The sequence below is a fragment of the Rhodopseudomonas sp. AAP120 genome (assembly GCF_001295845.1).
Lineage (GTDB): Bacteria > Pseudomonadota > Alphaproteobacteria > Rhizobiales > Xanthobacteraceae > Rhodopseudomonas.
Map to the genome: position 1 here is coordinate 61,739 of NZ_LJIC01000124.1, position 20,281 is coordinate 82,019.

Sequence of the window (20,281 nt, forward strand, 5' to 3'; positions counted from 1 at the left end):
CGTGGATATATTCGATCTCGATCAAGCGTTGATAGAGCGATACGAAACGTTCGCGCGCTCCTTCTCGGAGATTCGCGCACCGGAAATCCGTACTCAGGTTGATGCTGCATATAACGAGCAGCGCTTTTGGCCCGAGCCTCTCATTACGATGAACCCGCGCTATGAAGAGGCTGATCATTCAATCGATCAACTTATTGCGCAAGATGTACTCGATCCAGCGATTAGCAAGATATTCGCAACCGGCCCAGACCGCACTCCGATCAAACTTCACCGCCACCAAGAACGGGCTGTCGCGAAAGCCCGCAATGGTGAGAGCTTCATCGTAACAACCGGGACAGGGTCCGGAAAAATCGCTCTGCTTCTTCTTGCCGATCGTCGATGCAGTCGTGCGCGCGCGGCGCGCAGGCGAGGCGCAGCGGACGCGCGCGATCATCATTTATCCCATGAACGCGTTGGCCAACAGCCAACTTGAGGAGCTTGAAAAGTTCATCGGCGGCTCAGGGGTCGAAGAGGAGTTACGTCCGACCTTTGGTCGCTATACAGGCCAGGAGAGCGATGCGGAGCGACAAGCCATCGCCAAGGCCAAGCCCGATATTTTGCTCACGAACTTCATGATGCTCGAACTGCTCATGACGCGTCAGGACGAGCTCGATCGTGCCGTCATCGCCAATGCGTACGGCCTGGATTTCCTGGTCCTGGATGAACTGCACACATATCGCGGCCGTCAAGGAGCGGACGTCGCGATGCTGGTGCGTCGCGTCAAGGACCTCGTCAAAGAACGCAAGCTGCTCTGCATCGGCACCTCGGCGACGATGTCGAGCGCGCAGGATGAGATCGAGCGAGCAAGTGCCGTTGCTCGTGTCGGCAAGCTCATTTTCGGGGAGGAATTGAGTTCGGCTTCGATCATCGACGAAAATCTTGCCCGGGCGACGGATCCCCGCATCAACAGTGCGAGCCTCGGAGCATCACTTGTAGATGCTGTCCGGTCGCCAATTCCCACCGGCCTCAGCGACAAGGAGCTGTACGGTAATCCGCTCGCCTGCTGGATCGAGACTGAGATTGGACTTGCTGAAGGCGAAAAACTGCGCCGTCGCCCCCCGATGACGTTGAGCGACGCCACCTCCAAACTAGCAGTTCAGACGAAGATTCCCTCCGGGGAATGTAGGACCGCTCTTGCCGGGATGCTGTCTTTGATGGGGCGTCGCGAAGATCTTCGCGGCGGCGTCAGCGACCGTGCATTTCTGGCGTTTAAGCTTCATCGCTTTATTTCCGGCGCTGGGCATGCCTACGCAACGATCGAACCCACCACCGGCCGGCGTGTCGTGTTGGAAGGGCAGGTCTTCCACCCCTCCGATCCGAATGCACGCTTATATCCGGTCTTCTTTTGCCGGGAATGTGGCCAAGAACACCATAGCGTGCGCATTGAAAATGCGCTTGATGGTATCCGCGTTCTCGCGCGGGCCATCGATGAGCCGGCGAGTGAAGACCCAGAACCAGACGGCTCGCGAACCGGCTTCCTAATTCCCGCGGTCAATGCCGATTTCCAGTTCGGAGGCGCTGTCGCTGACTATCCAGATGATTGGCAGGAAACGACGCCGGCCGGACAAGAGCGCCTTAAAGGAGGGCATCGTGGCAAGCACGAGGGGCAACTCCTCTTTGTGAAGCCTGATGGGTCGCTCGGCGACGATGGAGTGCCGGCATGGTTCTTCGGCGGCAAATATCGCTTCTGCCCCCATTGCCGCCATCAGCTGCCTCAACAGGCACGCGACATCAACAAGCTGGCGGGTCTGTCGGCTGAAGGCCGTAGTTCAGCGACGACGCTCATCGTCTCGACCATCCTGGCGTGGATGGAGGCTGACGGCACGCTTGAGGAAAGCACACGGAAGCTTCTGGGCTTTACAGACAATCGGCAGGATGCGGCCCTTCAGGCTGGGCATTTCAATGACTTCATCTTCGTCAGCTTGCTTCGTGGCGGTATCTTACGAGCCGTGCGGGACGCAGGTACGAAGGGCCTCGCGGACGTTCGGTTCGGGGAGGCTGTCCGCAAGGCGCTAGGTTTCGATCTGGAGGAATCTGACCGGCTCTCCGATTGGATGGCCGATCCGCGCGTAAAGGGATTCCACAACCGGCAGGCGGCCGAGGAAGTGCTAACCTCGATCCTGGCACACCGCGTATGGGCGGATCTTCGGAAGGGCTGGCGTTTCACAAACCCCAATCTCGAAGAAGCCGGCCTCGTCGAGGTGCGGTTTCCTGGACTGGGTGAGCTGGCGGGCGACGACGAAGAGTTCGCTAGTAATCCGCGGCTGGCGGCTAGCACACCCGAATTGCGGGCCAGGCTCTTCACGCTGCTTTTCGATTATATGCGTCGCGGCCTTGCGATTGCCACCGAAGCGTTGGATCGCCAGCGGATATTGCAGGTCGCCGAGACGTCCAGAAATCACCTGCGCGATCCCTGGCTGATCGATCAAAACGAAGAACAGGAACTGCGGCAGGCCGGATTCCTAATGATTGATCCGCCGAGCAAGGCGGAGATTAGCGCTGCGGAAGATGTACTGATTGTACGGGCCGGCTGGCGGACGGCGTTGGGTAAGAGCCTGCGCAGTAAGGATCTGTGGGGCGAGCCGCTTCCCGTTAAAGAGTATGACGATGTTATCGCCACACTCCTGCGTGCTGCCGAAAATCACCAGGTCGTCCGGCGGGTGGTTACCGGTGGAGAAGCTCCTGCGTGGCGCCTGTCATCGACTGCTTTGCGCCTCTTTCCAGCGACCAAGAGGGCAGACGGGAAACGCGAAAATCCGTTTTTCCGCGCGCTCTACGAGGATGTCGCCGAGATGCTTGGGCAGGAGGGAAATTTGCCCTTCGCCTTCGAGGCTCGGGAGCACACCGCCCAGGTCGACCAGAAAGTTCGTGCCTGGCGAGAAGATCGGTTTCGGTTCGGGAAATCAGATATTGAAAGGATTGCCCAGAACCGGGACGAAATGCGTCAGGAGGGCGAGCCCGCCAGTTTCCTTCCGGCGCTGTTCTGTTCTCCGACGATGGAGCTCGGTGTTGATATCAGCGCGCTGAACGCTGTCTTTCTCCGGAATGCACCGCCAACACCGGCAAATTACGTGCAGCGAGCCGGTCGCGCCGGCCGCAGCGGTCAAGCAGCGCTTGTCGTCACCTATTGTGCTGCCCAGTCCCCCCACGACCAATATTACTTCAACAATCGTCAAGGGCTCGTCGCCGGCGTGGTGAAGCCGCCAGCCCTCGATCTTGCCAATCGCGATCTGCTGCGGAGCCATCTCCATGCCGAATGGCTGGCGGCCGCCGTGGTGCCGCTGAAGCCGTCCATTCCTGAAAACTTGAGCATGACAACCCCGGAGATGCCGATCTCCGATCAAATCCAAGCGGCGTTCGCAAAGCTTATTGCGAGCGGGGCCGCAAAGCCCACGATGCGGCGCCTTCTTGAGCAAACCGTCAGCGCGGTCGAGTTGGCCGATGCGCCGTGGCTGGCCGACATCGATGCCTTCGTCGATGAGAGCAACCGGGAAGCGGCGCAGAATTTCGCGGGCAGCTTCAGCCGGTGGCGGGAGCTTTACCGGAGCGCACGCCGTGAGCAGGACGAAGCGCATCAAATCCAGCAGAAGACGTCCTTCAAGCCGGGCGAACGCAAAGAGGCCGCGCGCCGTCATTTCCGGGCGACTGAAGAACTTGACATGCTTGAGCGCGGACAGGCTTCGAACGGCTCCGATTTTTACACTTATCGATATCTGGCGACCGAAGGATTTCTGCCGGGATACAACTTCCCGCGTCTCCCGCTCTATGCTTTCATCCCTGCGACCAAACGTGCGGCCGTCCTGCAAAGGCCGCGTTTTCTCGCCATTTCCGAGTTCGGTCCCAACAGCCTGATTTATCACGAGGGGCGCGCCTACCGGGTTGTCCGGGCGAAGCTGCCGGCGCACGGTCGCCTCGACGATGGCAAACTGGCAACCACCAGCCTCATCCTGTGCGGCGAATGCGGAGCGGCTCACACTGATGACAAGCTCGAGCGATGCCACGCCTGCGGCGCGTCGTTGGCCGGTGTGGATCGGCTCGACAATGTCTATCGGATCGACAATGTCGAAACCGCGCCATCGTCTCGGATCACCGCGAATGATGAAGACCGGCAAAGGCGCGGCTTTGAGATCCAGACCGTTTTCCAATGGCAATTCGAAAAGGGCGTTCCCGATATCCGCACGCTCACCTTGCGTTCGGAAGCAGGGCCATTGCTGCTTCTCGATTATGGCGCGCGCGCGAAGCTATCGCGCGTCAACAAGGGACTTCGCCGTCGGAAGTCAAAGTCGATAAACGGGTTCTGCATCGATCCGACGTCAGGCCGATGGGTAAAGGATACGCTCAACGGCGGGGATGATGACGACATGGACGTCACGATCCCGAAGTCGCAGCGAATCGTGCCGATCGTCGAGGACCATAAGAACGCGCTTCTGGTACGGCCGCTTGCAAATTTTGACGAGCGGCAGATGGCAACCCTGCAGCACGCTCTTCTGCGAGGCATCCAGATTGTTGCCGAGCTTGAAGAAGGCGAGCTCTTGGGCGAGCCGTTGCCTGTGCGCGAGGACCGCAAGGCAATCCTGCTTTACGAGGCGACGGAGGGGGGAGCAGGTGTTCTGAACCGTCTTGTGTCCGATCCGCGCCGAACGGCGGAGATTGCCCGTCAGGCGCTGGATCTCATGCACTATGATTTCGCGCCCGACGGCGGCGGCCTCAAGGAGCGGTCGGATGCCTGCGTTGCGGGCTGCTATCGCTGCCTGCTTTCATACTTCAACCAGCCCGACCATAATCTGATCGATCGTCGCGACGCGGAGGTCACGGCTTTTCTTTGCCAGCTTGCGGAGCCTGAGGTCCTGCCCGCTGGACCGGTAGGGGCCGCAAGCGGCTGGATTAGTGCGATAGGCCGGTGGGGATTGCCAGCACCATCTCCGCGCAAGGTCGACGGCACTTTATACGAGCTTTATTGGCCAAGCTTTCAGGTGCTCGCGGTGTCAGGTCGTGTACCGGACGGGCTTGCTACGGCATGCGCCGACTTAGGAGTGGATGTCGTCGAGCTTCCCGAGGTGCCTGGCGAAGCCGCTCCGAGGGAATTGGTTGAGTTGTTGGGGGCGGCGTAGTGGAAGCGGTCAAATTTTCACCGGGAGATCTTGTCGAGGCGCGGGGACGCGAGTGGGTTGTCCTTCCGTCCCCGGATGACGACATCCTCAATGTACGGCCTTTGTCGGGTTCAGAAGCCGATGCGCAGCGCATTGCGCTCGCGCTTGAAGTCAATCCCGTCAGGCCTGCGCGATTTGCTCGACCAACACCCGAGCGGCGAGACACCCAGGACGGTGCGCGGTTGTTGGCAGATGCGCTGCGTTTGTCGCTTCGTCGAGGCGCGGGCCCGTTCCGGAGCGCTGCGCATCTCGGCGTGGAGCCACGCGCCTATCAGCTTGTGCCGCTGATGATGGCTTTGAAGCTCCCCGTGGTGCGGTTGCTGATCGCCGACGATGTGGGGATCGGCAAGACGATCGAGGCGGGGTTGATCGTCCGCGAAGTGCTCGACCGCGGTCTGATCGACCGCTTCTCGGTGCTGTGTCCGCCCCACCTAGTCGAGCAATGGGTGAGTGAGCTTGCGGAGAAGTTCGACATTGACGCTGTCGCCGTGACGTCGGCCAGGGCACGTAGCCTCGAGCGTGGCCTTCCCGCTGCTCAAAGCCTGTTTGAAGCCTATCCACACACCGTCGTCAGCCTTGACTACATCAAGGCCGACAGCCGCCGCGATGAATTCTCTCGGGCCTGTCCATCTCTCGTCATCGTTGATGAAGCGCATGCCTGCATCGGCGGGGACCGCGGCAGACATCAGCGTTTCGAGCTTCTCGAACGCCTGGCTTCCGACGAGGAGCGTCACATGCTGCTGCTGACGGCAACGCCGCATAGTGGTGATGAAGCGGCGTTCGATCGTCTGCTAGGCCTCATTAGCCCGGACTTCGCGGGAGGTCCCCAAGGTGATGAGAATGCGCGCACGCGATATGCGCGCCGTCTGGCTCAACATTATGTCCAGCGGCGTCGACCCGACATCACGGAGTCCGGTTAGCACGAGAGACGGACTTTCCCTGTTCACCAGGTGAAGGATGAGCCCTTCAGTCTCAGCGGCGAATTCGGCGCTTTCCAAGATCGCGTCCTGGACTATTGCCTTGCTGTTACGCAACGGGCCGGTGCCGACCAACGCAGTCGAAGGCTTGCCTTTTGGGGCACGCTCGCACTCATGCGATGCGTCGGGTCCTCACCCGCGGCCGCAACAAATGCACTGCGCAATCGCTTGTCCGGGGTGGCGGACGAAGAGGCGATGCAGCCCGTTGTCTTTGATGAAGACGAAGGCCTGCTCGACCAAGGCGACGTGGAGCCCGGCACGGCCAGCGCGAGCGCCGAAGAGCGTGGTGAACTCGCTGAGCTGATCGCGATTGCAGAGTCTCTTGATCGCCGTCGCAGCGAAGATCCCAAGGTGGCGCGGCTGTTAAAGGTTCTAAAAGGGCTACTTCAGGAAGGAGCCAAGCCGGTCATCTTCTGCCGGTTCATCGCAACGGCAGAGGCGCTGGGCGAAGAGATCAAGCGCACTTGGCCAAAGGCTGACGTGGCGGTCGTGACAGGACGGCTGCCGCCTGACGAACGGCGAACTCGCATCGATCAGCTTGAAGACTCGGAGAGCCGAATCCTCGTTGCGACAGACTGCCTGTCCGAGGGTATCAATTTGCAAGCCTTGTTCGATGCCGTGGTTCACTACGATCTAAGCTGGAATCCGACCCGCCATCAGCAGCGCGAGGGGCGCGTCGACCGATTTGGTCAGCGTTCGCCTGTCGTCCGCTCAGTGACGATCTTTGGCGACAACAGCGCAATTGATGGCGCAGTCTTGCAGGTCATCCTGCGAAAAGCAGACGCCATTCGTAAGGCGACGGGCATCTCGGTTCCGATGCCCGAGGACAGCGAAGGCGTGACCTCCGCGCTCATGCAAGCACTCATGCTTCGCGCCGGCGGACATCGAGAGCAGTTGGCTTTCGATTTCGGCCTTTCGAGCGAACGGCTCGACAGCAAATGGCGCGACGCCGAAGAAAATGCGAAAGCAAGCCGCGCGCGCTATGCGCAAGGTGCGATGAAACCCGATGAAGTGCTGCCGGAGTGGCGGCAGATGCGCGCCCTAAACGGTGGTCCGGCCGAAGTTGCGCGCTTCACGGAACGTGCATTGAAGCGTGTGGGAGCGCCGCTGGAAAGGGCCGGCCAGCATCATCTGGTGCATCTCGACGCTATGCCGGAGGCTATCAAGGAACGGCTGGAAGCGCGTGGTCTGCATGGGACGCGAAGGGTTGGTTTCGAGGATGAGCTTGCTCCGGGCGTGACACATCTTGGGCGCGTGCACCCGCTGGTCGCAAGCCTTGCAGAAAGTTTGGCGGAGGGAGCGCTTGATCCGGGCGGAGCAGCGTTCCGGCCGCTTGGTCGATGCGGCGTATGGCGTACACGCAAGGTCGCCCAGATGACGACGCTGCTACTGTTGCGTAACCGCTTCAAACTCATAACCAGCGGCCGCTCAAATCGCATGCTGCTGGCGGAGGAGGCCACGGCACTTGCTTTCGGGGGATTAGCTCCGACGCCAGTACTCGAAGGACAGTCGGCCCTGCAACTGCTTGAGGCGGAGGCTGCCGGAAATCTTGATGACCAAGCCGCTACGCGTCAGCTCCAACGGGCTCATGAGCGATTGGCGTTGTACGAGTCCCCAATAGCTGCCTTTGCAGTAGAACGCGGTAAAGCGCTTTCTGAAGACCATCTTCGTTTGACGGAGGCTGCGCGAGGCGGGGCAACAGTGGAGGTCGTTCCCGCTTTGCCCGCAGATGTTGTCGGCCTCTACGTTCTCCTGCCGGAGGGCGAGTAATGGCCCGACATCTTAAGCGTGTTGCCGATATTGGACTCACCGCTGTTTCAATCGAAGGAGGCCTGATTTCTCCCGATCAAGTTGCGGCGATCGCAGCGACAGTTCCAGATCAAAAAGCGGCTGCGGACTACGGCTGCCCTAAAGGTACGAACTTACGAGACGAGATCACGCGTTATTTCAGGATCGGCCAAGCTCATTGGCAGACCTATGCCAGATTAGCGGCGCCGACCGAGGGCCAAACAATTACCTTTGTGAAGAACCTCCTTGAGGAAGCATTCGGGTTCGAAGGCCTGCACGGTCCAACCATTCACGAGCAGGACGGTCATTCGTATCGCATTGCTCTTGAGGGAAAGAGCGGCCGGGTGCCAATCGTCGCGGCCGCGCCCCTGCCTGAAGGAGATGCGTTCACCAAAGCACTTCCGCAATTTGGCGATGATCATGGCGGCACAATTCCGCGACGTTCTCCTAGTGTGTTGCTCCAAGACTGGCTGAATGCCAATCCCAGTTTTCTATGGGGTCTTGTCTTTGCTGGGGACCGTGTCCGCCTCATGCGGGACAACGCTAGCTTCACTCGACCCGCATTTATCGAAGCGGATTTGGGGGCGATCTTCCGCGACGAGATGTTCGCGGATTTCACTGCAACGTGGCTGTTGATCCATGCGACGCGCTTCGGCGGGGAAAATGCTGCCGTAGCCGATTGCGCGCTGGAGCGTTGGCGAGAAGCTGGATTGAGGGCTGGCACCGCAGCGCGGGAGCGATTGGGAGAAAGCGTTGAGGAAGCGCTCCTTGCCTTGGGGCAGGGATTCCTCGACTCAAATCCTGCTCTCAGGTTGAAACTCGATGATGATCAACTTAGCACTCACGCGTGGTTCGAGCAGATTCTGCGCATCGTCTACAGGTTGATCTTCCTCGCTGTGTCGGAAGACAGAGATTTGTTGCACAGCCCGGACGCATTAGTTTCCGCTCGCGAACTGTATACCTCCGCGTACGGTTTTGGCTACTTACGCGAGCGATCCGCTCGTCGTTCTGCTCACGATCATCATCATGACGTCTGGGAAGGAGCGAAGATAGTTTTTCGAGGGTTAGATCGAGGCGAAAGGATGTTGGGATTGCCTCCGTTGGGTGGTCTCTTTGCGAGTGGGCAAACACCAGATCTCGATGGAGCCAAACTTTCCAATCGAGCGTTTTTGCGCGCTGTCTTTCATCTGAGCTGGTTGATCGAAGATGGCCGCCGCGTTCGGATCAACTGGCGGGATATGGCCACCGAGGAGTTGGGATCAGTTTACGAGGGCCTGCTTGAGCTTGCTCCTTCGCGCCAAGATAACGGACGTCGGTTCTGCTTTGCCGGCGGCAATGAGGCACGTGGCAACGCTCGGAAGAAAAGCGGTAGCTACTATACTCCAGACAGCCTCGTCCAAACGTTGCTGGATAGCACTCTCAGTCCGGCGATTGATCAGGCCGAGGCAGAAGGGGGCGTGGACGAAATCCTGAAGCTCACCGTCCTCGATCCAGCTTGTGGCTCAGGACACTTTCTGTTGGGCGCTGCGCGACGTATCGCGACACGCGTCGCGTTACTCCGCGACGCCGAAACTCCCGATTATCCCGCCGCTATGCGTGATGTAGCACGGCACTGCATATACGGCGTTGATCGCAATCCGATGGCCGTAGAATTGGCGAAGGTCGCTTTGTGGATTGAGGCAGTTGAGCCAGGCAAACCGCTCACTTTCCTAGACAGTCATATCCGGTGCGGCGACAGCTAGTCGGTGTCTTCGATCTCTCCGTTTTGAGGGAGGGTATCCCCGAGGATGCGTACAAGCCTTTAAACGGAGATGACCGCGAGATTGTAAATTATTACAAGGGAAAGAACCGCCGCGAGTTGTCTGAACGCGATCAGATTGCGAGTGGCTTCGAATTTAATCGTCAAAAGGACCTCGCGCGCGACCTTTCGGCACTAGCAGCTATGCCTGAAGAAACGGTCGACCAAATTGGTGAGAAGCGGTCGCGCTTCGAGGCGCTTATGACGCACGGAGCCGCTGCTTGGACGGTCGAGCTCGCATGCGATCTATGGACGTCGGCCTTTTTCGTTCCAAAAACTCAGCAAGAGCAGCATGCTGGGTTAGATGGGCTACCAAGGCGTGGCGCAGAGATGGTCGCCACATCGGGCACCATTTGGGAGCTATTGCGTGGGCGTTCGCCTTTTGAACCACTCGCAGCTTCTACAATAGACATTGCCGGACAGAATCGTTTCTTTCATTGGCCCGTTGCGTTCGCGGATATCATGAGCCGGGGCGGCTTTGACGTAGTCATCGGCAATCCACCTTGGGAAATGCCGGAAGTCGATGACCGAGAATTCTTTGTCGTTCGCGTTCCGGCGATCGCTGCGGAGACTTCGGCACAAAAGCGGCGGCAGATGATCGCGGCCCTGGCGGAAAGCGATCCTCGGGCCCATTACGAATGGCTTCAATACACCCGCAGTTACGCAGCTAGCCGCTCGTTTTTTACAGGCTCAACTCGTTTCCCAAACGGAGCAAATGGGCGCCTCAGCTACTATAAGCTGTTTCTCGAAAATAGCTTCTTCGCCGTGACGAAAGCGGGGCGACTTGGGATGGTTATCCCGAGCGGGCTCACGACCAATGCCTACGAGAGACCCCTTTGGCATAGCCTCGTGAAAAATCGATACGTGTCGGCGGTATACGATTTCGAGAACAGCGGCCGTCTTTTCCCGGGCATCGACTCTCGAGTCAAATTCACACTCATTTCATTGAGACGGCGAGTTGAGGATAAATTCGTCACCGCCTGTTGGCTAACGGATGTTTCTGAGCTGCAGGAAGATGGGCGGGTGATTGCTCTTGCGCTAGATGATCTTGTCAATTTCAGTCCAGACGATCTTGCTTTGCCGCAGTTTCGTCGGCAGACCGATCTCGACCTGCTGGTGCTAACCAGCAATCGGCACGGACGGCTTAGTGATCACGAAGATTGGACGTATACGCCTCGGTTGATGTTCTCTTCGTCGGACGATGCCTTCGCACCTGTAGACATCCGTGCGCTACCGGGCACCCAGCACACGTCAGACAACCGCGTCGTGACTTCGACCGGAGAGGTGCTCGTACCGGTCTACGAGGGTAAGATGGTCGGGATTCTCGACCATCGCCAAGCCGACATCTATATCAACCCAGCCAATGCTGCGCGGCAGGCGCAAGAACGACTGATACCGGGTGAGGAAAAGGCTTCCCCTAACCGCTTTGCTGTTCCGCAATTCTGGCTTCGTGAAGAAGCTGTGAGACAGCGGCGGTTTGGCAAACGCCAAGGCGATTGGGAGTTGGTCTTTTGTGATGTCACCAGTGCAACCAACGAACGGACGACAATAGCAAGCATCGTTCCCCTGTGCGGTCTAACCAGAAGCTTACCATCGATTTACCTTAGGTCGTCGTCCGCCAAAGATGCCGCCCTATTGGTTGTAGCGCTATCATCATTAGTGGTCGACTTTTTTGCTAAGCTGAAGGTGTCAAGCAACCATCTCACCCAAGGCATATTGGCGACCTTGCCGTTGCCATCCAAAGCGAAGATTCAAGGATTTGCGGACGACGTTTTGCAAGATGCGCGTTGGTTCGAAGATCGTGCGATAGAACTTGTATATGTTTCATGGGATTTGGCGAAGTTTGCGAAAGAGGTCGGGCGGGATACGCCACCATATAAGTGGGATGAAAGCCGACGTTTTTGGCTCCGTTGTGAGATCGACGCTGCGTTCTTTCATTTGATTCTCGGTACGTCGAATGATTGGGGAAGAGGTGGGGATCAATCCTTTGCGAGTCCACGCGAAGCGGCAAAGTATATGTTGGAGGCGTTCTCCGTCTTAAATCGCAGGGAAGAAAACCGGTTTGGAGGAGATCGGCGCACCGAGAGGACGGTGCTTGAGATTTACGACGAAATGGAAGCGGCCATATCGGCTGGAAGACCGTATCAAACCAGGCTGACGCCTGTCCCTGCCGATCCAAGTTGTTGCCATACAGGCCTGGTCGCTGAGGCCTTGCCGGCTGACGGAGCTTGGGCTCGGCCGGAGCCGTCTCAGGTCGGCGATGTCGGTGCTATATTGGCCGCCGTTCTCAAGGCGATGGTCGGAGCGAAACCTTTCCACGATGTTCGTTTAGCGGCTGCCTTCGTCATGGAGCCACGGTTACTCGTTCTGTTGCTACCGGCCGCTAAAGCGGCAGAATGGAGGCGCCTGGTGGGGGCAGAGGCCGATCCTCTCGCTGGCAATGTCACGACATTCGTCTCGCGGAACAACACAGCGTGGGGCGCCGCTCTGCGGAACCACCGTGGCAACGGGCGGCTGATGGAGGATCTCGAACGTGGGACATGGGCGCCTGGCCCCGGCTTGGACACTATCGACACTTCTGGATGGCCAGACGGTCGCGCAGGCTTTGTGTTCGGAGCGCTGGAGAACATCAACCTAGATGCGGCGGTGGATTCGCTGCCCGCTGACATACAGCAGTGGGTGATTAATGCCGCAGCAGCCTGACCTACTCGACCCGCTGCTTCTGACGGTAACGCCCGCTGAAGGGTTGGAAGGGCCGCGGCTTTGGGTTCGACGACTTGTAATATGGAAAGAGCCCGGTGGCGAGAAAGTGCGGGACATCGAGCTTCGCCCCGGCCTGAACATCGTCTGGTCACCCGACGGAGCAGACGATGCCGCCTCGGTAGGTCAAACAAACGCTGTTGGGCACGGTAGCGGCAAGACGCTTTTCTGCCGGCTCATCCGCTACTGTCTTGGCGAAGATCGTTTCGCCACGGAATCTCAGCGCGATCGGATCGGCACGGCATTCCTGAATGGCATCGTGGGTGCCGAGGTCATACTGGACGGAATCTGCTGGGCGATCGTTCGCCCACTCGGCGTGCGTCGGAGACACATGGCTGTCCCGGGCGGAAATCTCGACGAGATCGCCGCTGGTGAGGGCGCTTCAACGGGAATGGAGCCGTTCGTCGATGCGGTCGATCAACAGATCATTACCAAGGCGCTTGCCGATTTGGTTCGCCCGCAAGCCAACGGGTACATTTGGCCGATCGCGCTCGCCTGGCTCTCGCGGGACCAAGAGTGTCGATTTGACGATGCCCTTGACTGGCGATCGCCGACCTCCGACTCCGATTCACCGATGCCCGCGAGCGGACAGGAGAAGGGACCAAGGCTCGAAGCGCTCCGTTCGTTTCTGATGGCGATCACGCCTGAGGAACAAGCCACGCGTGGTGAAGTGAATAGGCTCAGCGAGGTGCGCCGAGTCCTGGATCAAGAGATTGGCCATCGCCGGTGGGAAATCGAACGCACGCAAGCGCGGCTCGTTACGGGTCTCGACCTTGAAGGTCAGTCGCTTCCAGAGATGCCATTGCTGATTGACGTAATGCGCAGGTCCGCCAGCGCCCGTTTGGCATCAGCAAGTAAGGTTCCGACTGGCGACGACGCTGAACTCGCCGCAGCACGCGAGCAACGAGAGGCCGCGAGAAATGAATGGGCGCGCCTCGAAGGCGAACGTATCCGGATCGGAGCACTAATTCCCGCTGAAGAACGAACTTTGGCGATGATACGCGGGGAATTGCCCGGACTTTCCTATTCGAAAGTCGAGGCTGAAAGCCCGATCTGCCCGATATGCGAAGTCCCCATCGACCGAGCCTTGGCGGAAGGCTGCAAGCTCTCGCACAAAATTCCTGATGCCGACGCCTGCCGGCAGCGTTGGAATCAGCGACAGGCGGATCACGACGCCCAAGCGAAGCGAGTTGAGGATCTGCGGCAAGAACAGACGCAGCTCTTGCCCCAGATTGCTCTGGCCAAGCAGCGCTTTGATCGATCCGTCGATCACGTCACGAACATAGAGAAAGCCCGCGACGCCCGAGAGTCCACTTGGTACGGCGCCCGCAGGCTCCAGGATGATGTTGAGCGCCTTGCCGAACTCTTCGAGACGCAGGAGGCGGGTATCAAGCGTCTGCGCGAATTGGGTACAAAACTAGAGACCGAGAGAGACCGGTTAGGCGCGTTTCGCGAAAAACAGGCTGGCGTTTTTGGACGCATGAGCGAGAAGTTCGACCCGATCGTCCGACGGTTGGTCGGCCACGACGCAAAGGGGCGGATCACCCTTAGCGGGAATGGGCTTGATCTGTCGGTAGACATGGGGGGCGACCGCAGGACAGCCGCCATCGATTCTCTCAAGGTGCTGGCTTTCGACCTCGCTGCGATGTGCGTGAGTATCGAAGGTGCGACGCGAGTGCCGTCATTTCTGCTTCACGACAGCCCACGTGAGGCCGACCTTGGCTTGTCAATTTATGGACGGCTTTTCGATATCGTTCAGGATTTGGAACGCCTCGGCGGAAAGCCACTGTTTCAGTACATCGTAACGACAACAACGGCGCCTCCAACCGAGTTCAGGGAACGTCCGTACCTGCAGCTAAAATTGCATGGCGACCCGCCGGCGGAGCGCTTGCTCGGGGTCGATTTATGACCAGCACCGAGGGCCGTCTTGCAGCTTATCCATTTGTCCTTCTCTCTGAGCTGCGCGACGCCGCGAACGAGCATGGCTACCGCATTGGTCCTGAAGAGGCCGGTGGATGGATCTTTTTCCGATCAGCCATTGCGCCGGGAGAGATCGGACTGGCCGCCGCGAGCGCCTCCGGTCCGTTCTTTCTGTCCTTGATGTTGCCCGGAGTGGTGCGAGCGTTGGACGCACAACCTGCAACGCCCTGGGCGAAAGGTCATGTAGGGGCCTTCATGTTTGCCACGCGTGATGAGCTGCATGCCGGGGTCCAAGCGGTGTACCGCCTGTCAGTTAGCCTGCCCAACTTTCCCCTTGAGAAATACGAAAGGGCCGTCGCGGGGATCGGCGAGACGGAAGGCGAACGCGCACAAAAATTCAGGATCGGACAGAACATCTTTCGCGATGCCCTGATCGAATACTGGAACGGAACCTGCCCGTTGAGTGGAATTTCGAGTCCTGCGCTGCTGAGGGCCTCGCACATGATCCCATGGTCCGATTGCACGACCGACGCGCAGCGACTCGACGTGCATAACGGACTTCTGCTGTCCGCTCTGTGGGACGCTTCATTCGATGCCGGGCTGGTGACATTCGACGACGATGGAGGGGTTTTGACTTCTCCTCGTTTGGAAAATTCTGCGCTCGAAGCCCTGTCCTTAGATAAAGCGCCGAGGCTGTCGTTGCGCGATGAGCATCGGCCCTACTTGGCCCATCATCGCAACCACGTTTGGATCCGGAATTGACGGCGGTAGGCGCTGCGAACCCTGCATTGGGGAGGGTGGTGTTGGACTTCTAAGGTCTCGTGACGGCGCTGTAGCCGCCGCCGAACTGTGTCGTCACCGCCGCGACAGACGTCTTTGTGGGCGTGACCAGGTCACGCGAGCTGCTAGGCCTCGCGCTGCGCAAATCCGAAGCGATGGCCCTGATGAGTCCCGCGACGGAGCTCGTCGACCTGGCCGCGCAGGCTGCGGAGTTGAAGGGATGAGCGGGCCCGTGTCGACAGCCAGACTGGGGACGTCGACCAAGCTCATTGGTTTGACCAAGCATACGAAGCACGGCCACGTACCAAGCCCGGTCTCGCCGCATTTCGTGGCGCCGCCGGCGCAGCCGGCCCTGTCGTTTAACTCGATTGCCTTGGCCGCCGCCGTCGCGAGGACGCGGTGTCGTTTGCACCGATTGCTGCCGGTAACGCCGCGAAAACAATTCGCTCAAGCTCTGTGCAGCGGTCGTCGTCGAGGCTTGCTTCGATCTGGCTGAAGCCAAGGATCATTGCCCGGGACACGCGCCGATACGTCCCAAAACCTAGGGGGCGCACGGCAACGTCAAGGTCAACAGCCGGACACAGTCGCTCAGGCTCTGCAATGCCGACAGGTCACTGATGACCGTCAGCCGATCGAGATCAGCTGTACGGCAACACCGGTCTCGGAAGTGCCGCAGCCGCCCAGTTGGCGTTCCGGGGCAGGTTCGGCGAAAGCTCGTCGACTCCGCGATCAGGCGGTTCGCGGGGTGTCGTCTACGTCCTCCTTCGCGAGCAATGCATAGCGCAGCAGGCGTGGCAGTCCATGCACGCCGCTATGGTCGCTACCTGCAGCGCCGTCCACGATAGCGTCCGGCTTAGCGGCATCGAGAGACCTTGGAACGTCACCGTCCTCGCCGTCGCCGATTAATTGTAGCTTCCTGGCCATTTATCCAGGTCGCTGTCGTCGAACGTAGACAGGGATGATCTCGTCACGGGGGCCCGGCCACCGGGATCGGCGGGGCGTGCCAAATTATAGAATCGCGACAGAGTGCGAGCCCACCGTCCTCCCGGATCTGCAAACCACAGCTGCGAGGTGACGATCCAGCGCGATCCGAGCTGCGGATGGTCGGTCACCTGGCCGACGAGACGGAGGCCGAGTGGCGTCAGCATGGGGACGTAGAGGTCCAGTGTCGGTGCCGTCCGCAATCTGGCTTCCACGAACGAGATGTCATGCTCCAGCAGGGCACAGTCCCTGGCCAACGAAGTCAACCGCTCAGAGAACTCCGCGGTAATCGTGCTGGGGTCAAGAAACGGGAAGCTGCGGGTGAGCATTTTAGGGGCTCGTTCAACTTGAGGAAAAGTGGGGCAGGGCGCTGTTGCACGCAGGCAGAGGGGCACCGTAAATCGGCTTGTCTACCGCCGGTGATCCGCGCGAGACCTTATTGATGAGGCAGCACTTGCCGACTCGATGGGAGACCGGCCGGGGCGCGCCGTGGACGCGCTGACTGATGATAGTCGCTCGGCGAACGTATCCCTGAGCCGGTCATGCGCCGTTCGCCGGGCGGCAGAGCCGGCTCTCCCTCTTTCCAGTCTTTCGAAAGGTGAAGCAGGTTCAGCCCCGGCGTGGGCGATTTCGGCTCGGCGTCCCGGGTTGCGGAGCTGGAATGGACCAATGCAACCTTCTCCTCCCTGCACACGAGGGCATCGGCTCAGGCCCACGCAGCAAGGTCTCACCGCCGTTTCGGTGACAGGCCGACAGTGACCGAGGGAGGCGGCGCGACGGTCAGAGGTCATTTGCATCTCCCGTCACCCTTGTCACGTGCGCATCGGCGTGAACCGCCACTGCCGCTGCAAAAGCGCGGCAGCGTTCCATCAGTTGAGGATCCTGCCAGATGGAACGTTCGAACAGCAGCGCAGTCAGCGCGGCAGCGTCGAGAAACGGCACCTCCTCGATGAGGTCTGCCGGCTCGGCTGGCATCAACTCGCGCTCGGGATCGCTTTCGCGCAGCATGGCATCCAGCAACGCCCTTCGGGGATCTCGCTCCCTGTCCGGCGCAATGGCCGCCAACAACGTTGGGACCGGAGTACTTCGTTTACGCTGCGTTTCCCGAAAATGACTGAAACCACGGAACGCCCAATCGATCTCGAGCACCGACGTTCGAACTGGAACGATGATCACTGCCGCGCCGCGCATGGTCGCCCGATTGCAGGCACGGTCGTGACAGCACAGATCGACGACGACGTCGCCATCTGCGCCGACCTCCGCAATTGCAAGATGTTTGACAGCGATTATGAACCGCGCGTCGGCCTGATTGATCGCCGCCGCGAGCCTGATAGACACGCCGGCGGTGAGTTCAAACGGGGGCTGTAGCATCAACGACGAGCAGGGCACCGGCAGCGTTGCCCCGACGGGATCAATCGCCGCGACGGAGCCAGCATATGTCTGCCGCACCAGCAACGTGCGGCGACCCTGAAGATGCAGCCCATAGGCCAGCAGCGCCGCCGTCAAGCTGCGGCCAGAGCCGCCATTGACGCCGGCAAGGAGATAAATTCGCAGCGCCATCATGCATGCTCACGCGGCATGACGACGAAGATTGTTTGGGTGCATCGTCGCTGCCGGCTGCGCTTCGCCATACGCCGCGCGAAGATTCGTTGTCGCACGCCAAAGCCGCGAGTGCACCGTGCCAGTCTGCACGCCGAGCCGGGCTGCGACTTCCGCCTGCGGCAGTCCCTCGACCCGCACCAGCCAAATGACTTCCCGATCCGTCGCGGACAGAGCTCGCAGCGCAGACATCACATCATCAAGCTCGAGCGTCGTCTCCTGCGAGGCATCGACGGGAACGTCGATCATCTCGGCGTCGTCGCTGCTAGTTGTGCCGAGAGGCGAGAGCACCAGATCCCGACGATTGGCTCGCCGCCTGGCATTGCGAATGCAATTGTGCAGGATCGCAGTCAGCCAACCCGAGAGGCTTCCCTCTTCGAAGCGGTGGGCGTGCTGAAAGGAAATGAGCAGCGTATCCTGCACAAGATCCTCCGGCGATCCAATGTCAGTCCGCGCGCCGATCAGAAACGTAGCGTGCCGCAGCAGGACCGGTCTCAGCGCGATGATGCGGTTCGTTAGGGCGTCGGCAGGCTTGTCGGACATCGATTGCTCCTCTCGTGACGAGGGCAGCCTGGCAGGATCCTCATTCATGTCAAGGATCTTTTTCCTATTCGCGAACCGAAGCTCTGTTCGCCTGTTCTGGTCAACAATCCTTGTGCCGGCGGGAAAGCTCGACCGGTGCTGTGAGGCATCACGGGCGCACTGACTGGAGCCACGTGAAAAGCGTGACGAAGAACGGTGCTACATTCCCTATACAGCACACGAAGGGAGCGATTCAGACGTCAACGGCGTTAGTCGAAGTAACGGGGAGAATACGAGCTGATTGAAGTTGGCCGACGGTGTGCGGCGTCAAGTGTGGTTTTAGCTGGAAGTCCCAGCCATCGGCGTAGCGATCGATGAGCTGATGGAGCCGATGCATCGTCGCATCCCGATCGAAACCCTGCTTCACCAAGCCGTTCGTCATAGTTTCGCACCAATCGGCGAGGTTGCGCTCCTGGCCATCTTCGAGCCCTTCACGGATCATGAAGTAAAGCGCTAGACGCGCGACATCGTCTCGGGACGGTTTCCGAAGCGTCTTCTGCTGCTCGCGGTATGCACGCTGGTAGTCTACCTGATTGATGCGGCGCGTTCTGGTCGATTTCATCATCTCAACTCCTCACGATTTACGGTGCCGGTGATCATGCCCCCGTCGCGAGACGCACTTCCAGCCTTTCCAGTCTGACGCAGCGCGTTGCAAGCGACAAATCTCGCCGGTGACGTGATCCGTTTCCACCGAAGATGATCACTGTTTGAAAGCGATAGCGCCATATCGAGCGGCGACGTTCGCTGCTGACAGGATGGCGAGCATGGGAGAAGCGGAGGAAGCCTTCCGTAAGGCACCTCGCGCGCGGATCTTCCAAGGTTGTTACCGTCTAGCTACGCCGATTTGAATCGAAAATATTGAGAATCGAATCAGAAATGCAGGGCTTGGAATCAAAGATGCGCAACTGCATCCGCGTTGCCCGTAACCGTAAGCGACGCACTCGCAACGTCTTCCAGATTGCCGACGACGCAAGTTGATGGGAGTGAGGCGATCGGCCCGACCGCCATGCCGGTCCTCCATCCGTATGGTCCTTGGAAGCTCTTGAAACTTAGCGATCGGTCAACGGCGTCGAGGGTTGCAACGCTAACTGTGACGTTTTGAATCGGAATTGTCGAAGTTCGAATCGCCTTTCGTGAAGAGTGAAACGTAAATCTGGAGATCTGAATCGAATTATCCCAAGTGTTGTTGCGTTGCGGACAACCGAAAACACTTTGTGAGTAACTCTTGTCGACGTCCTTCGCATACTCTTTGATTGAAAGGCGGGGCGATGCGTTGGTGCCGGTGGAGGCGAAGCGCGAGGTATTTCGGCGTTGTCTCGGCAAAGTTGACTTTCAAGCCGTCGGAGTAAGTGGCGAAAATGACGGTGTCTTGGACGTCGTGAGCGAGCGCTTGACGGGCTTTTATACTCCACGACGTCGGTGAAGTTCGGAATTTGTCTGTCGGCTCCAAGAGGCGGCACCAAGCAGCGCGAATAGCTCACGGTTAGCGTCATGGCGGCTCCGACCGCAGAGGCCGGTTGAACTTTAATGACCCGCGGCGCCGCTTCCTGAGCGCTATCAATGTTCTGAGGGGGAAGGCGGAAACCTGTCGAGCGTGGCACCGGTTAACGACGTTGAGGTTTGCAACGCTAGTGAAGATTCTTGAATCACAATTGTAGAAGTGTGAATCGCCTTTCATCAAGATGCAAACGGAAATCTCGAGTACTGAATCGGCTTTTCGCAACTGTTATGCGGTTGCGGGCGAGCGCTAAGACGTTCAATGCAAATGATTGACGTCGTTCGGTCCAAAACAGCCAAAGACTGCCCAGCGTGAGAACGACGAGTTGCAGTCGTTGCAGATTGGCGATGCGGAGGGGCGCGTAATTAGTTATTTGGATCTCGCATCGTTTGTTTACGCAACGCCGTTT

12 protein-coding genes are annotated in these 20,281 nt (G+C 59.2%); 8 read left to right on the plus strand and 4 right to left on the minus strand.

What is annotated here, in order from left to right:
* The first annotated feature begins 1 nt into the window (after window position 1).
* The 8 genes from IP86_RS29450 to IP86_RS19025 are packed head-to-tail and all read left to right on the plus strand — an operon-like array spanning window position 2 to window position 15,194.
* Window positions 2–472 carry a hypothetical protein gene (locus tag IP86_RS29450; protein WP_245290668.1) on the plus strand — a complete coding sequence of 157 codons (471 nt, stop codon included), beginning with the start codon at window positions 2–4 and terminating at the stop codon, window positions 470–472.
* Entirely contained in the window at window positions 366–5,150 is a 4,785-nt protein-coding gene (locus IP86_RS19005) for a DEAD/DEAH box helicase (RefSeq protein ID WP_245290669.1), read from the plus strand. The genes IP86_RS29450 and IP86_RS19005 overlap by 107 nt, the downstream gene beginning before the upstream one ends.
* A complete protein-coding gene (locus IP86_RS29455; protein WP_245290670.1) occupies window positions 5,150–6,109 on the plus strand; it encodes a DEAD/DEAH box helicase in 960 nt (319 codons plus the stop codon). The genes IP86_RS19005 and IP86_RS29455 overlap by 1 nt, the downstream gene beginning before the upstream one ends.
* 30 nt (window positions 6,110–6,139) lie before the next feature.
* Window positions 6,140–7,936: a C-terminal helicase domain-containing protein gene (locus tag IP86_RS19010; RefSeq protein WP_245290671.1), complete on the plus strand. Its 1,797-nt coding sequence runs from the start codon at window positions 6,140–6,142 to the stop codon at window positions 7,934–7,936.
* Complete coding sequence (locus IP86_RS29140) at window positions 7,936–9,696, plus strand: N-6 DNA methylase (protein WP_197279894.1); 1,761 nt, start codon at window positions 7,936–7,938, stop codon at window positions 9,694–9,696. Before IP86_RS19010 ends, IP86_RS29140 begins: the two co-directional genes overlap by 1 nt.
* Window positions 9,697–9,719: 23 nt before the next feature.
* Window positions 9,720–12,455, plus strand: coding sequence for an Eco57I restriction-modification methylase domain-containing protein (locus tag IP86_RS29145; protein WP_197279896.1), 2,736 nt, complete (start codon window positions 9,720–9,722; stop codon window positions 12,453–12,455).
* Complete coding sequence (locus IP86_RS19020; RefSeq protein ID WP_054163992.1) at window positions 12,439–14,421, plus strand: chromosome segregation protein SMC; 1,983 nt, start codon at window positions 12,439–12,441, stop codon at window positions 14,419–14,421. Before IP86_RS29145 ends, IP86_RS19020 begins: the two co-directional genes overlap by 17 nt.
* Window positions 14,418–15,194 (plus strand): HNH endonuclease, encoded by a 777-nt coding sequence (locus tag IP86_RS19025; protein WP_054163993.1) that lies wholly within the window; start codon window positions 14,418–14,420, stop codon window positions 15,192–15,194. Before IP86_RS19020 ends, IP86_RS19025 begins: the two co-directional genes overlap by 4 nt.
* Before the next feature lie 920 nt (window positions 15,195–16,114).
* On the opposite strand, the gene IP86_RS19035 is transcribed toward IP86_RS19025, so the two are convergent.
* From IP86_RS19035 to IP86_RS19050, 4 genes are all read right to left on the minus strand, one after another.
* Window positions 16,115–16,522, minus strand: a complete 408-nt coding sequence (locus IP86_RS19035) for a DUF6634 family protein (protein WP_054163995.1) — start codon at window positions 16,520–16,522, stop codon at window positions 16,115–16,117.
* A gap of 451 nt (window positions 16,523–16,973) precedes the next feature.
* Window positions 16,974–17,756: a hypothetical protein gene (locus IP86_RS19040; RefSeq protein WP_245290672.1), complete on the minus strand. Its 783-nt coding sequence runs from the start codon at window positions 17,754–17,756 to the stop codon at window positions 16,974–16,976.
* A 6-nt stretch (window positions 17,757–17,762) separates the two neighbouring features.
* Window positions 17,763–18,335 carry an RNA polymerase sigma factor gene (locus IP86_RS19045; protein ID WP_054163996.1) on the minus strand — a complete coding sequence of 191 codons (573 nt, stop codon included), beginning with the start codon at window positions 18,333–18,335 and terminating at the stop codon, window positions 17,763–17,765.
* Window positions 18,336–18,567: 232 nt separating this feature from the next.
* Entirely contained in the window at window positions 18,568–18,939 is a 372-nt protein-coding gene (locus tag IP86_RS19050; protein ID WP_054163997.1) for a hypothetical protein, read from the minus strand.
* Window positions 18,940–20,281 lie beyond the last annotated feature (1,342 nt).

Bases quoted from the DNA above. Each gene is read 5' to 3' on its own strand.
- IP86_RS19020 (WP_054163992.1), top strand. From the start codon at position 12,439: ATGCCGCAGCAGCCTGACCTACTCGACCCGCTGCTTCTGACGGTAACG.
- IP86_RS29140 (WP_197279894.1), top strand. From the start codon at position 7,936: ATGGCCCGACATCTTAAGCGTGTTGCCGATATTGGACTCACCGCTGTT.
- IP86_RS19045 (WP_054163996.1), bottom strand. From the start codon at position 18,335: ATGTCCGACAAGCCTGCCGACGCCCTAACGAACCGCATCATCGCGCTG.
- IP86_RS19050 (WP_054163997.1), bottom strand. From the start codon at position 18,939: ATGATGAAATCGACCAGAACGCGCCGCATCAATCAGGTAGACTACCAG.
- IP86_RS19025 (WP_054163993.1), top strand. From the start codon at position 14,418: ATGACCAGCACCGAGGGCCGTCTTGCAGCTTATCCATTTGTCCTTCTC.
- IP86_RS19035 (WP_054163995.1), bottom strand. From the start codon at position 16,522: ATGCTCACCCGCAGCTTCCCGTTTCTTGACCCCAGCACGATTACCGCG.
- IP86_RS19040 (WP_245290672.1), bottom strand. From the start codon at position 17,756: ATGATGGCGCTGCGAATTTATCTCCTTGCCGGCGTCAATGGCGGCTCT.